General features: G+C 30.1%; 13 protein-coding genes. All 13 read left to right on the plus strand.

Annotated features, from left to right (window positions below):
- Positions 1–28 precede the first annotated feature (28 nt).
- The 13 genes from B2989_RS03225 to B2989_RS03285 all read left to right on the plus strand — a co-directional run bounded on the left by B2989_RS03225 (position 29) and on the right by B2989_RS03285 (position 14,251).
- Positions 29–955 carry an NAD-dependent epimerase/dehydratase family protein gene (locus B2989_RS03225; protein ID WP_292944059.1) on the plus strand — a complete coding sequence of 309 codons (927 nt, stop codon included), beginning with the start codon at positions 29–31 and terminating at the stop codon, positions 953–955.
- Position 956: 1 nt separating this feature from the next.
- Positions 957–1,997: a glycosyltransferase gene (locus tag B2989_RS03230; RefSeq protein ID WP_292944061.1), complete on the plus strand. Its 1,041-nt coding sequence runs from the start codon at positions 957–959 to the stop codon at positions 1,995–1,997.
- A 29-nt stretch (positions 1,998–2,026) separates the two neighbouring features.
- Positions 2,027–3,169, plus strand: a complete 1,143-nt coding sequence (locus B2989_RS03235) for a glycosyltransferase (protein WP_292944063.1) — start codon at positions 2,027–2,029, stop codon at positions 3,167–3,169.
- A 247-nt stretch (positions 3,170–3,416) separates the two neighbouring features.
- Positions 3,417–4,568 carry a glycosyltransferase family 4 protein gene (locus B2989_RS03240; RefSeq protein WP_292944065.1) on the plus strand — a complete coding sequence of 384 codons (1,152 nt, stop codon included), beginning with the start codon at positions 3,417–3,419 and terminating at the stop codon, positions 4,566–4,568.
- Complete coding sequence (locus B2989_RS03245) at positions 4,569–5,453, plus strand: glycosyltransferase family 2 protein (RefSeq protein WP_292944067.1); 885 nt, start codon at positions 4,569–4,571, stop codon at positions 5,451–5,453. It begins immediately after the preceding gene.
- The gene (locus tag B2989_RS03250) at positions 5,454–6,893 is read left to right on the plus strand and encodes an MBOAT family O-acyltransferase (protein WP_292944070.1); all 1,440 of its coding nucleotides are present in this window, start codon (positions 5,454–5,456) and stop codon (positions 6,891–6,893) included.
- A gap of 1 nt (position 6,894) precedes the next feature.
- Positions 6,895–7,797 carry a hypothetical protein gene (locus tag B2989_RS03255; RefSeq protein ID WP_292944073.1) on the plus strand — a complete coding sequence of 301 codons (903 nt, stop codon included), beginning with the start codon at positions 6,895–6,897 and terminating at the stop codon, positions 7,795–7,797.
- 94 nt (positions 7,798–7,891) lie between these two features.
- Positions 7,892–9,046: an acylneuraminate cytidylyltransferase gene (locus B2989_RS03260; RefSeq protein WP_292944075.1), complete on the plus strand. Its 1,155-nt coding sequence runs from the start codon at positions 7,892–7,894 to the stop codon at positions 9,044–9,046.
- Between the two features lie 8 nt (positions 9,047–9,054).
- On the plus strand, positions 9,055–9,930 hold the full coding sequence (locus B2989_RS03265) for an N-acetylneuraminate synthase family protein (RefSeq protein ID WP_292944077.1): 876 nt from the start codon (positions 9,055–9,057) through the stop codon (positions 9,928–9,930).
- Positions 9,931–9,945: 15 nt separating this feature from the next.
- Complete coding sequence (locus tag B2989_RS03270) at positions 9,946–11,340, plus strand: UDP-glycosyltransferase (RefSeq protein WP_292944079.1); 1,395 nt, start codon at positions 9,946–9,948, stop codon at positions 11,338–11,340.
- Between the two features lie 3 nt (positions 11,341–11,343).
- Positions 11,344–12,015, plus strand: coding sequence for an FkbM family methyltransferase (locus B2989_RS03275; RefSeq protein WP_292944081.1), 672 nt, complete (start codon positions 11,344–11,346; stop codon positions 12,013–12,015).
- Positions 12,015–13,094 (plus strand): acyltransferase family protein, encoded by a 1,080-nt coding sequence (locus B2989_RS03280; RefSeq protein ID WP_292944084.1) that lies wholly within the window; start codon positions 12,015–12,017, stop codon positions 13,092–13,094. The genes B2989_RS03275 and B2989_RS03280 overlap by 1 nt, the downstream gene beginning before the upstream one ends.
- A complete protein-coding gene (locus B2989_RS03285) occupies positions 13,094–14,251 on the plus strand; it encodes a glycosyltransferase family 4 protein (RefSeq protein ID WP_292944087.1) in 1,158 nt (385 codons plus the stop codon). Before B2989_RS03280 ends, B2989_RS03285 begins: the two co-directional genes overlap by 1 nt.
- Positions 14,252–14,327: the final 76 nt, after the last annotated feature.

Raw genomic sequence — 14,327 nt, forward strand, 5'->3', positions numbered from 1 at the left:
TTTTAGATTTGTAAAAATATACTAATAGATGACCACATATTTAATAACAGGAGGCGCAGGAAATGTAGGTAGCACACTAGCAAAACATTTAGCTAGCGATAAATCAAATACAATTATAATTGTTGACAATTTATCTACAGGAAGCCTTAATAAAATGCCAAAACTAGATAATGTAAAATTTATTAAAGCCAATATTAATACTTATAATGACATTGCTCCAGTTTTTGCACGTTATGATTTTGATTATGTGTTTCATTATGCAGCCATGGTTGGTGTTAAGCGCACGTTAGAAAACCCTATGAGTGTTCTTGAAGATATTGAGGGTATTAAAAATGTGCTATCGTTATCAAAAAATTCTGGTGTAAAACGGGTGTTTTATTCAAGCTCTTCAGAAGTTTATGGAGAGCCTTTTGAAATCCCTCAAAATGAAAATACGACGCCATTAAATTCTAGATTACCTTATGCTATAGTCAAAAATGTTGGCGAAGCTTTTTTTAAATCTTACTATCAAGAATATGGCTTAGAGTATACCATTTTTAGGTTTTTTAATACTTATGGTCCAAATCAAAGTGAAGATTTTGTACTACCACGTTTTTTAAAATTAGCACTGCAAGATAAAGATATTAATATTTATGGAGATGGCTTGCAAACACGATCGTTTTGCTATGTGGACGACAATGTTGAGACCTGTATTAAAGCAATTACAGATAAGTCTTGTATTAATGAAGTTTTAAATGTTGGTAGTGACTTAGAGCAAACTATTTTATCACTTGCTCAAACCATTATTAAGTTAACCAATTCAAAAAGTAATATTGTTCATTTACCAGCATTAGAAGAAGGAGATATGGCTAGACGTTGTCCAGATACTTCAAAAATGAAAAAAGTTTTAGGCAGAGATTTGATGTCGTTAGAAGAAGGTGTTTTAAAACTAGTTAAACATTACAGTAAATTATAATATGCGTAAAGGATATAACCCTACCAAAGGCGGTAAGTTAGTTGTTAAAGAGCCATGTGACCATAGGATAATAATACCTTTACACATTCCACATGAAAATGATTACTTTAAAGATGCCTATCAGATTTTTGAATTATGTCTATTTTCAATCTTAAAAACTGCAAGCTCAAAATTAAAAGTCTCTATTATTAGTAATAAATGTTCTTTTGAGGTTAATCAAAGACTTTTACAATTATATCAAGAGCATGATATTGATGAGCTTATTATAGAAAAAGAAGGCATAGGAAAAATTAATAGCCTATTAAAAGCTTTACGCACAGTAGAAGAGCGTTTGGTAACCATTACAGATGCAGATGTTTTATTTTTGGATCATTGGGAAGATGAGGTTGTTTCTGTTTTTAAATCTTTTCCAAAAGCAGGAGCTGTGTGTCCTGTCCCTGTTTACAGAAAGCATTTAGATTTAACAGCAAACATTTGGAGCAAATATTTGTTTTCAAATAAATTAAAATTTAAAAAAGTAAAAGATGTTGATGCCTTAGAGAATTTTGCAAAAAGTATAGGGTGGACCCATTTACCAGAAGAATTTGGTGATAGCATTGGTACATTAACAGCAAAAGACAATACTGTTGCAGTTTTAGGCTGTTCTCATTTTGTTGCTACCTATAAATCAGAAGTATTTAAAGCACTTCCAGAAGAAAATAGCGCTTATTTAATAGATGGAGATAGCGAGTTTTTATATATGGATAAACCAGTAGTTTTAACTGATGGTTATCGATTGGCTACTTATACTAATAATGCATATCACTTAGGTAATGTGTTTGAACCATGGATGCAAGAAAACTTTGAGACTCTAAAAAAAAGAGAACAAAAATTTATTGACTATTCGTCTTTAAAAACTTTAAAGAAAAATGCAGTTAAGTATTTTATAATCAATAAACTTTTTAAACGTGCTATAAAAATTAAACCTTTATTAAGATATTTATTAAAAAGAAAAGGATTAACTAAGACTCAAGTGTTTAATTATGTGGATAGACAATATTAAATTTACTAATTAAAACAAAGTATAAAAAGATGAGTAAAAAAAACATTCTAATTATTGGTCCTATTTCTGAATCAGGAGGAAGGGAAATAAATAGTATTTTTTTTTTAGAACAATTTACAAAAAAATATCATACATCTGTTTTTTCAACAATTCCTGTCTCTTCGCTTTCTATTGTAGATGAGTATTTAGGAGAAAAAAAAATGAATTCTTTTGAAAGAGTTGCATTAAAATCTTTTTTTATTAGGTGTTTTTCACAAATTATAAAAAGGAAAAACAATTTACAGATTGAAAACCTGTTTTTAGTAAAGAATAAAATTAGTAAGCTTTTTTTTGATTTTGACAAGTTATATGGTCTAATATTAAAAAAAGAAATAAGCAATAAAGATATTGTTTTTTATAGTGGATTGTTAACAGATAAATGGTTGCACTTAATAGTAGAATTATGCCATCAAAACAATAAAAAATTAATAATAAGGGTGACTGGTTCTTTAAAAAATGAAACCAAATACTCTAACATTGTTAAAGATGAAAAAATTGTTGTCCATTCTTTAGAGAATTTTGAAATACTTAAAAACGAAGGATTTACTAATGTTAAGTGTATTGAGCAGTCTAGTAGTCTTGAAAGAGAACTGTTACAATTAAATATTTCATTTCAACAACCATTAAAATTTGGTTATTTGGGTAGGATGAGTCACGAAAAGGGGCTAGAAATTATTGTTGATACGTTTAAAAAGAATAAATTAGAATTAAGGATTGCAGGTTCTGGACCGTTAAATAACCAAATTGTAAATCTAACTAATAACTATCCTCAAATTGTTAAAGAACATTTTATTCCTTATAAAAATGTACCTGAATTCTTAAGTAAAATAGATGTATTATTAGTTTTGTCCAAACACGAAGGTGGTCCACTAGTAGGTATAGAAGCTATGGCTGCAGGTAAAATCGTGCTTTCTACAAAAGTTGGAGCAATGACACAAAGATTAAATTTAGTTGATAAAGATTTATTTGTAACTGAACACTCAGAAGAAGAGTTGACAAATACTATAAAATCGCTATTGCAGAAAAATAGATCAGAGATTTATGCTTTAAAAAATAAAATGCGAGAGTATTATTTAGATTATGCATCAAATGAAGTTGTTATGACTCAATACTTTCAATTTATAGACTCATGATGTACAGAGCTGTAACAATAAGTAATCTTCAATATTTAATAGTAAAAAATCTTCAATCTATTAAAATACAAGTCTTTACTATTTGTAAAGGTTTTTTTGCCTTTGTTTATAGTATAGAATATACAGTTAATGTAACTATTAATTTAATTAAAAATATTAATAGCTTTCAGTTGTTAAATTATCCTTTAGCTGTTTTTAAATTAGTAAAAAAAGGAGATACTAAATTTAAACCCTTATTTAAATTATAATGAAGATTTTAATGGTAGCCATACCAAACCATCACTTTTTTCAATGGGTTAACCAATTGGAGCAGTCTGGCTATGAGGTGTATTGGTTTGACGTGACTGATGGAGGACCTAAATCTTCAAAAATAGAGTGGGTTACTCAAATAAAAGGCTGGAAGTTAAAATGGGATTTTCCCTTTAGGAGTACAATAAAAAAATACTTACCTAATCTATATAAAAACATTCAGAAAATTAATGAAAATAGCGTTTTAAAAACCTTTCAAAGTACGATAGATCATATACAACCAGATATAATCCATTGTTTTGAAATGCAATTAGCAGGATTGCCGATTTTACCCATTATGTTACAAAATAAAATACCGTTTATCTATTCATCTTGGGGAAGTGATGTGTTTTATTTTGAGCAATTAGGTGTTTCAAAACAAGCATTGCAGCAGTTTTACGCACGTGCTAATTATTTAATCACAGATTGTAAACGCGATTACAAGTTAGTTTTAAAAAATGGTTTTAAAAATCAATTTTTAGGCGTGTTTCCTGGAAATGGAGGATTAACTATCCAAACATCTAAGATAAAACCGTTTGATAATAGACCGCTTATTTTGATAAAAGGATATGATGATGGTGTTGGTAAAGCGTCTAAAGTATTGGATGCATTGCTTTTAGTTTCAAAAGACTTATTTTATAATAAACATATTGTTATTTACAGCGCAGATGACGTTATTCAGCAACAAATAAAAGCTTCAGAAAAACTCTCAGATTTTAATATTACCGTATATTCTCGACATAAATTTATTCAAAATACAGACTTATTAGCTGTTATGGGGCAGAGCTGTATTCATATAGCAAATAGTATTTCCGACGGAATGCCAAATGCACTTCTAGAAGCCATGTCAATGGGAGCATTTCCAATTCAATCTAATCCAGGACAAGTTACAGAAGAAGTGATTACTAATAATAGTAATGGTTATTTGATTAATAATCCTTTAGATGAAACTGAAATTGCGTGTCATATAAAAAATGCGCTTCAAAATGATAATTTAAGACAACAAGCTCAAAATTTTAATATCGATTTCATCCAAGAAAATTATAATCGTGTTACCTTGCAATCCAAAATAGAAACCCTTTACCAAACCGTTTATTCCGCAAACCAATAAATGCAAATTTCTTTTTTAATAGTCACAAAAAATAGACCAAAAGATTTAGCTTTTACTTTAATGAAGTTGAAAGAATTAATGGATTCTACTATTCATGAAGTGTTGGTGTTTATTGATGGTTGTCCTAAAACCGAAACCATTATTAAAGATTTTGAATGGGTTAATTGGACAGTGTCTAAAACAAATATAAGTGCTTCGCCAGCCAGAAATAGTTTATATAAAAAAGCGAATGGACAAATTTTTATTGGCTTAGATGATGATGCACATCCAATAAGTAAAGCCTTTATAGAATCTGTCGAAGATGATTTTAATGCCAACACCAACCTTGGTATAATCGCTTTTCAAGAAATAAGAGGATTATATAAATCCGATAACGAGGCTTTAAGTTTCGCAAAATATACTGAACCGTATTATACAAATGATTTTATTGGTTGTGGATTTGCTATTAAGAAGGAAGCGTATGATGCCTCAAGAGGTTTTCCTGTTTGGATTGATATTTATGGTGAAGAACCAGCTTTGGCTTTAGAGGTTTTAGATTTAGGATATCAAATAGTCTACAATTCAAAAATAATAGTAAACCATCGTGTGGATACCGCAAAAAGAAAGTTACAAGGTAAAAATTATTTTAGGTTTGAACATCAATTAAAAAATACAATACGATTGTATCTTGTGTATTATAAGTCGCCTTTAACAAAAATAGCTAAATTGTTATTGCATAATTTTAAAAAGTATGCTTTAAAAGACTTTAAGTATTTTAAAGCTTTTGTGCATGTTTGCTTTTCAACTCTTTTAAAGTTACCAACTATTTTAAAGTATAGACGTCCTGTTAAAGTCAGTACGTTGCAAATTATAAAAAAACTAAAAGGACTAAATTATTCAGGATAAATGTATTTTAATTCGCTAGACTTCGCCATATTTTTACCAATAGTTTTTGTACTGTATTGGTTTGTAACCAATAAAAATTTAAAACTGCAAAATGCATTATTAGTTGTTGCTAGTTATGTGTTTTATGGTTGGTGGGATTGGCGTTTTTTATCTTTAATTGTTTTTAGTTCTCTTGTGGATTACACCATTGGTTTACAATTAAACAAAGCAGCACAACCTTCTAAAAGAAAGTTGTTGCTGTGGTCTAGTATCCTTGTAAACTTAGGGTTTTTAGGCTTTTTTAAATATTATAATTTCTTTATCGATAGTTTTGTTGAAGCTTTCTCATTTTTCGGGAGTTCATTTCAGCCCAATACGTTAGATATAATTTTACCAGTTGGTATAAGTTTTTACACCTTTCAAACCTTAAGTTACACCATAGATGTTTATAAGCGAAAACTTGAGCCAACACAAGATATTGTATCATTTTTAGCCTTTGTTAGTTTTTTTCCACAATTAGTGGCAGGACCAATAGAACGTGCTACCAATTTACTACCACAGTTTTATAAAAAACGTCAATTTCATTATAGTCAAGCTGTGGATGGATGTAGACAAATACTTTGGGGATTTTTTAAAAAAGTAGTTATTGCAGACAATTGTGCCGAGTTTGCTAATCAGATCTTTAATAACTCATCGGAACATACTGGTAGTACTTTGCTAATAGGTGCATTATTTTTTACTTTTCAGATTTATGGTGATTTTTCTGGGTATTCTGATATAGCCATTGGTACTTCAAGATTATTTGGTTTTGACTTAAAGCAAAACTTTGCCTTTCCATATTTTTCTAGAGACATAGCCGAATTTTGGCGACGCTGGCACATATCCTTATCCACATGGTTTCGGGATTATTTATACATTCCATTAGGAGGAAGTCAAGGTGGCACTTGGATGAAAGTGCGTAACACGTTTATAATATTTTTAGTCAGTGGGTTTTGGCATGGTGCCAATTGGACATTTATTATTTGGGGATTTTTAAATGCGCTTTATTTTTTACCATTATTATTGGCCAAACGTAACAGAACTAATTTAGATGTTGTAGCACAAGATTCAAAATTACCAAACATAAAAGAACTGGTGCAAATGGGACTTACTTTTGGTCTAACCGTTATTGCTTGGGTCTTTTTTAGGGCAGAAAGCGTTACTCAAGCATTAACGTATTTAAAAGGTCTATTTAGTACTAGTTTATTAACTGTACCAACCATTAGACCAACTAATTTACTAGTGCTTATTCTATTTTTTATAGGTATAGAATGGATTGGAAGACGTCAACAGTATGCAATAGAAGTGTTGCTGCTTAAGCAATCTAGGCTTATTAGATGGGCTTTTTATATGATTATAATCGCTATGGTTTTTGTATTTAGTAGTAATACTCAGCAAGAGTTTATATATTTTCAGTTTTAATATGAAATTATTTATAAAGCACATATTGCTTTTTGGATTATTATTTTTTATTGTAGAAAAAGGGTTGTATTACTTTATTCAAAATGCTCCTAAAAAAGAATATGATAAAAGACTTGAATTAATTCTTGAAGGTAAAATGGAAAAAGATATAGTTATTATTGGATCCTCAAGAGGAGCTAATAATGTCTCTGCTAAACAATTAGAGGAAAAAACAGGATTCAGTTGTTATAATTTATCTTATCGAGGCTCGAGTGTTATTTTTCATGAGTTTATTTTAAAAACACTATTACTGCATAATAATAAACCAAAAAAAGTTTTATTAGTAATTGATAACGGTTATCAATTCATAAAAGAACATTCATTACATTTTAGATTTGATAGGCTGAATCCTTTAAAAAACTATGGATATATTCATGAAAAATTAATAGAAAACAACAAAAAAAGTTTTCTATCTAACTTTTTTTATTCTTTTAAAGTAAATCGAGAAGATTTTTCTTTAAAACCTAAAAGAATTTATGAAATAGATGTAATGACTTCTCATGGTTCTAAATTATTAAAAGCAAAAAACAATGAGAAGTTAGAGTACATTAATGAAGTGAAAAAATATGAAATCAACGAGGAAGAATTAGCTAAATTAGAAGCTTTTAATTCCATTCAAAGAATGTGTAGTAATAATGATATCGAGCTTTATTTGGTGTTTACACCTGGATTAATGACTTTCGATACCGATTTCCTAAAAAGATTTAAAAAATTAGTTAGTCCTGACGAGAAAATCATAGTTTATGATACTCTTGATGAGAGATATAAAGAAAAAGACATTTATAGAGATCACACACATATGTTTTCTAAAGGCGCCAAAATTTTCACCTCAGAAATCAGTGATTTTATAAACTCAAATAAATAATAAGATTGCTTTATTTTATTAACGTTTTGAAAGATTTTCGCTGTTAAATTATGTATTTTAGCGATTGTTAAAAAGTTTTAAAGTCACCCAATATATGAAAACAATAGGTTTTATTCCTTTACGAAAAGGGTCAAAAGGTATTCCTGGAAAAAATAAACGTAAAATGGTTGGAAGACCATTGTACACTTGGGTTTTGGGTGAAGCTTTACACTCTAATTTAGACGAAGTTTATGTATATACAGACGACCAATCCATATTAGATTTTATTACAAAAGAATACCACTATACAGATAAAGTTAAAGGGCTTTTAAGAAGTAACAGTAGCGCTACAGATACTGCTTCCACAGAAAGCGCTATGTTGGAATTTGCAGAAAAAATAAACTACGATTTTGATGTGTTTTGCTTACTACAAGCGACGTCACCTTTTACTACAGCACAAGACATTAATAATTGTTTGACCGCTTTGGATAACGGAAAAGATTCCGCCTTAACCGTCGTTAATACCCATCGTTTTTTATGGAATGCTGATGGTACTGCTATAAACTACAATCCCAAGAAGCGTCCTAGGCGTCAAGATTTTGAAGGCTTGTTGATAGAGAATGGTGCAGTTTACACTTGCACTAAACAGGTGTTAAAAGACCATGAAAATAGACTAGGAAATAACGTAGGTGTTGTAAAAATGCCAGAAGATAGTTTACACGAAATTGATACAGAATCCGATTGGATTACAGTAGAAAATCTATTAATAGCACGTCAACAACAATTAAAAAAAGCTGAGAAAATAACACATTTAGTCTTAGATGTTGATGGCGTTTTTACGGACGGAACCATAACTTATACCAAGGATGGCGAACATACCAAAAACTTTGATATGCGTGATGGGATGGGATTAGAGATTTTAAGACAGTTTGGTGTTGAGGTTATGATTATGACTAGCGAACAATCCGAGTTGGTCGCAAAACGCATGCAGAAGCTTCAAATAAAACAAGTGTTTTTAGGTGTAAAAGATAAATACACGTTACTTCAAACCTTATCAAAACAACAAGGCTTTTCGTTAAATAATGTGGCTTATGTAGGCGATGATGTAAACGATATGTCTAACATTTGTAGCGTTGGTTGGTCATTAGCACCACAAAATGCTATGACCGAAATTAAAACCATAGCAGACGTTGTATTATCAAAACCATCTGGCGCAGGAGCCATCAGAGAAGCTTGTCAGTTTATTAAAAATTATAATAAAAGATATTAAGTAAATACATGAATACATACAAAAAACCTTACATCATAGCAGAGATTGGATGTAACCATAAAGGCGATATGCAAATTGCCAAAGAGTTGATCCAAATGGCTAAAATATTTTGTAATGTAGATGCTGTCAAGTTTCAGAAGCGTCATAATATTGAGCTGCTAACGGAAGAACAATATAATAGTCCACACCCAAATCCTTCCAACTCGTATGGCGATACTTATGGTGCACATAGAGAGTATTTAGAGTTTGATGTGGCTCAACATCAAGAGCTTAAAGATTTTTGCGAATCTATTGGGATTGATTATTCAACCTCTGTTTGGGATTTAACATCAGCAAAAGAGATTGCTTCATTACAGCCAAAGTTTATCAAAATACCTTCAGCTTGTAATAATAATGTTATCATGTTAGAATGGTTATGTGAACATTACAAAGGCGAACTTCATATTTCTACAGGAATGACCACTAAATCTGAAATTGAAGATTTAGTACAGTTATTTAGTAAGCATAACAGAGCCAAAGATTTAGTGTTATATAACTGTACTTCTGGCTATCCAGTACCCTTTGAAGATGTTTGTTTATTAGATATTAATTTATTAATTGAAAAATACGGTAATCAAGTCAAGCATATTGGTTTTTCTGGACACCATTTGGGTATTGCAGTAGATGTTGCAGCTTACACCTTAGGTGCACCAATTATTGAGCGTCATTATACCTTAGATCGCACTTGGAAAGGAACGGATCATGCTGCCTCTTTGGAGCCTATGGGTTTACGTAAATTATCAAGAGATTTAAATGCTGTGCATAAAGCTTTAACGTTTAAAAGCCAAGACATTTTACCCATAGAGCAAGTACAACGTGATAAATTAAAAAATCAAAAAGGATAACCTGATTTTATTATAATGAAAAAAAAAGTATTTGTCTTTTTTCCTGATGGTGTTGGTTTACGAAACTTTGCCTTTACAGATTTTAAATCCATTGGAGAACAGCATGGTTTTGATATCACGTATTGGAATAATACTGTTTTTTCGTTAAAAGATCATTTAGGTTTTAATGAAGTTAAGATAGATAACCATCAAATTCATCCATTAACACCCTTATATTCGAGAGCACGAAAACATGCAGAATTAAACGTTTCTAGAGATAAATTTAATGATGAGGTTTACCCTACTTATAAGTTTCCTTTTAATTATAAAGGCGTTAAAAACACGCTAAAAAGTTTATATACCAAAGTGTTAATTGGATTGTATTCTTCTGAAAAAGGTGTTGAAAAAATTAGACAAAAGATAAATAATTTAGAGCGTCAAAACCCTAAGTATGCGTATTGTAAAGCACAATTACAACAGCATAAACCAGATTTAATATTTTGTACAACGCAACGTGCTACACAGTCGATAAGTGCGTTATTAGCTGCAAAAGATTTAGGCATTCCTACGGTTGCTTTTGTGTACTCATGGGATAATGTACCCAAAGCGATGCAAGTCGTGGAGACTGATTATTATTGTGTTTGGAGTGACCATATGAAGCGTGAAGTCTTACAATATTATCCATTTGTGAAAGCTGAACAAGTGTTTGTAACAGGAACACCACAGTTTGAACCACATTATAATACTAGCTTAAAACAAAGTCGAGCAGACTTTTTTAAGCAATATAATTTAGATATTAATAAAAAATACATTTGCTATTCTGGTGATGATGAAACGACGTCACCTTTAGATCAATATTATTTAGAAGATTTAGCAAATGCAGTAAGGCGTTTAAATGCTAAAGGCGAAAATTTAGGTATCATTTACAGAAAGTGTCCTGTGGATTTTACATCAAGATACGATGCTGTAATCCATGCTAATAAAGATATTATTGACGTTTTAGATCCCATTTGGAAGCCAATAGGTGACCAGTGGAACCAGGTATTACCAGCAAAGGAAGACTTTAAAATGTTGTATAATGTTTGCGAGCATAGTGCGTTTGTAACCAATGTCTGCTCATCCACTGTCTTTGATTTTGTTGCGCACGACAAAGCTTGCATTTATTATAATTATGAGCAACCGCAACTTAAAAAAGGGATTAGAGATATAGGTCAAAACTATAAATACGTTCATTTTAGAAGTATGCCAAGTGATGAAGCAGCAGTATTTTGTACCGATAAAAACGATTTGGATCATTTAGTAAAACAAATATTAGATGGTCAATTATCAAATGTAGTAGAAGGTAAAAGATGGTACGAGATTATTGTTGGTAAAACACCAACCAAAGCCTCAGAAAATATATGGAAGGCAATTAATATAATACTTAATTAACGTATGACTGAAAACTACTTCGAAAATATAAAAAATCAGTTTTTAGTTAACGATACGTCTCTATTTAGATATGGAAGTATTGATGATGGTGGCTATTGGCTGAATCCCGAAACAATTACAAAATCTCATGTTTTATTTAGTGGAGGCATATCTTCTAATGTAGAGTTCGAGTACGATTTGTTTAGGTTTAATGATCGTATCAATATTGTAATGGTAGATCCTACGGTATCTGGAGCTAAACTTATCTTTAAGGGATTGGCTCGATTGTTTTTTAAAAAGCCTAATAAACTGCGTTATTTGTTTAATGCATTACAATTTAATTATCTAATTAGAACCTTACGTTGTCAACATCTAAAATTGTGGTTAAAACAACCGGAATCTATTTTGAAAATAGCAAATTCCACTTTTAATCATGATAAGAATATTTTATTAAAACTAGATATAGAAGGTAGCGAATATGATTTTTTAGATGAAATATCTTCCAATTTGGATTGCTTTTCAGCTTTAGTTTTCGAGTTTCATGATTTACATAAACATCATGATCGCGTTTATAATTTTATAAACTCATGCCAAGCACAATTTGATTTAGTGTATTTAGGTATTAATCCATCAGGAGGTTTTGATGGTAAAGACAAACCTAAGTGTATTGAGATAACTTTAGAGAGGAAAAAATAATGAAGTTAAAGTATATTGATGCTCTTCGAGGAATAGCTATATTGTTAGTCATGGCTACTCATACTTTTCAATATAGTACTTCATTTTCTGATGGTATTTTTAACAATATAATATCTCATGGAGCAAGAGGAGTTCAATTATTTTTTATAATAAGTGCTTTTACTTTATTCATTTCATTTAATAATAGAATAGTAGACGAGAAAAATAATATTGATCAAAATTTTTTTATTAGGCGTTTTTTTAGAATTGCACCTATGTATTATATAGGTATCCTATATTTTTTGTTTCAAGACGGTTTTGGCTCAAGATATTGGTTAGGTGATTTTGAGTACATAAGTGTTTATAATGTTTTGTCTAATATTTTTTTTATCAATGACTTTAATCCATATTGGATCACAAGTTTGGTTCCAGGAGGTTGGTCTATTGGAGTTGAAATGACTTTTTATTTAATTGTTCCATTTTTAGTAAGGAAATTAACAACCTTGAGTAAGGCTGTAAATTTCACTTTAGTGTCAATTATGATTTCATTAATTTTATTTTCCTTGTTGAAGACTAATGTTTTAATAAGTTCAAATAGGTTATGGAATGAATATTTATTTTTTTATTTCCCAAATCAGTTACCAGTTTTTGGCTTTGGAATATTGTTGTATTTTTTATTAGTAAGGAAAGATTACAAATTAAGTAAAAATAACTTGATTCTTGGAATTGTGACTTTAGTATCTTTATTTTTTTTAAGAGATTATATACATAGCAATTTACCTTTTGCTTTTTTATTTTCAATTTTTATTTATTTGTTATCAAAACAAAATTTAAAGCTATTTGTGAATAGAGTAACTATATATATAGGAAATATTAGTTATAGTTCTTATTTGGTGCATTTTGCTATATTACACTGGTTAAGTCACTTTGGATGTTTAAATTATTTAGAAGTAGATAATTATCTAGATTATTTATTTAATTTCTTTTTTAATTTTCTAGTAATATGCAGTATGACATTTGTAATTTCAAATATCACCTATTTTTTAATTGAAAAACCATTTATAAATTTAGGTAGAAAGTTAATTAAATTAACCAATTAATGCACATCGCTTTTTTAACATCAGGGTATCCACATCCTAAAGTGTCTCACGCTGCAGGAATAGGTACTAGCATAAAAAATCTGGCAGATGCTTTAGTAAATAAAGGTGAGCAAGTTACTGTTTTTGTGTATCATCAGGATACCTCACAAATTATAGAAGATCAAGGCGTGACAATCCACCTAATTCCTAAAAAGAAATCACCATTTTTTACTTGGTATTTTTATAGAAAGAAACTTCAGAACTATATTAACACTGTAATAGAAACACAAAAGATAGATGTAATAGAAGCACCTGATTGGACTGGTATTACAGCTTTTATGAAGCTAACAGCACCTTTAGTTATTAAGCTTCATGGTAGTGATGCTTACTTTTGCAATCTAGAGAAAAGACGACAGAAATTTAAAAATTTTGTTTTTGAAAAATTAGCGCTACAATCAGCTATTGCTTACATCGCTCCAACTACCTTTGCAGGAGAAATTACTGCTAAGATTTTCGGTTTAAACCGAAAAAAAATAAAGACGATTCATAATGGAGTACAACTAGATTATTTTAATAATTATACACCTGAAATTTACGACCCTAAAACGTTAATATATGTAGGTACAATTATCAGAAAAAAAGGTGTTTTGGAGCTAGCTCAAATATTTAATAGAATTTTAGATACAGAACCTAACGCTAAATTAAAATTAGTAGGTAGTGATGCTCCTGACATAAAAACAGGACAAACATCTACTTTTGCTTTAATGCAGTCTATCTTTTCAGATCAAGCTAAACAAAATGTGGCGTATTTGGGTAAAATACCTTACAGCGATGTTAAAGCACATATTAAAAAAGCCCATGTCTGTACTTTTCCTAGTTTTGCTGAAACTTTAGGTATGGTTACTATAGAGAGTATGGCATTACAAAAACCAGTTGTAAATACTAGCATTGGTTGGGCACAAGAGTTGATTGATGATGGTATCAATGGATTTTTAGTGCATCCTTCTGACATTGAAGGTTATAGTAAAGCTATCTTAAAATTATTTAAAGATCCTGAGTTATCGGCAAATATTGGTCGTGCTGCTAGAAAAAAAACCGAATTATCTTTTGATATTAATAGTATTGCAGATAAAAATATTACCTTTTATAAATCTGTAATATCAGACGCTAAAGCTTAATGATTTTAAAAAAAATAAAACAATTTTTAGGTAAAAATCACAAAAAGACAAAGGTATTTGCTCACTATCTAAAATA

This window comes from Olleya sp. UBA1516 (genome assembly GCF_002323495.1).
Classification (GTDB): domain Bacteria; phylum Bacteroidota; class Bacteroidia; order Flavobacteriales; family Flavobacteriaceae; genus Olleya.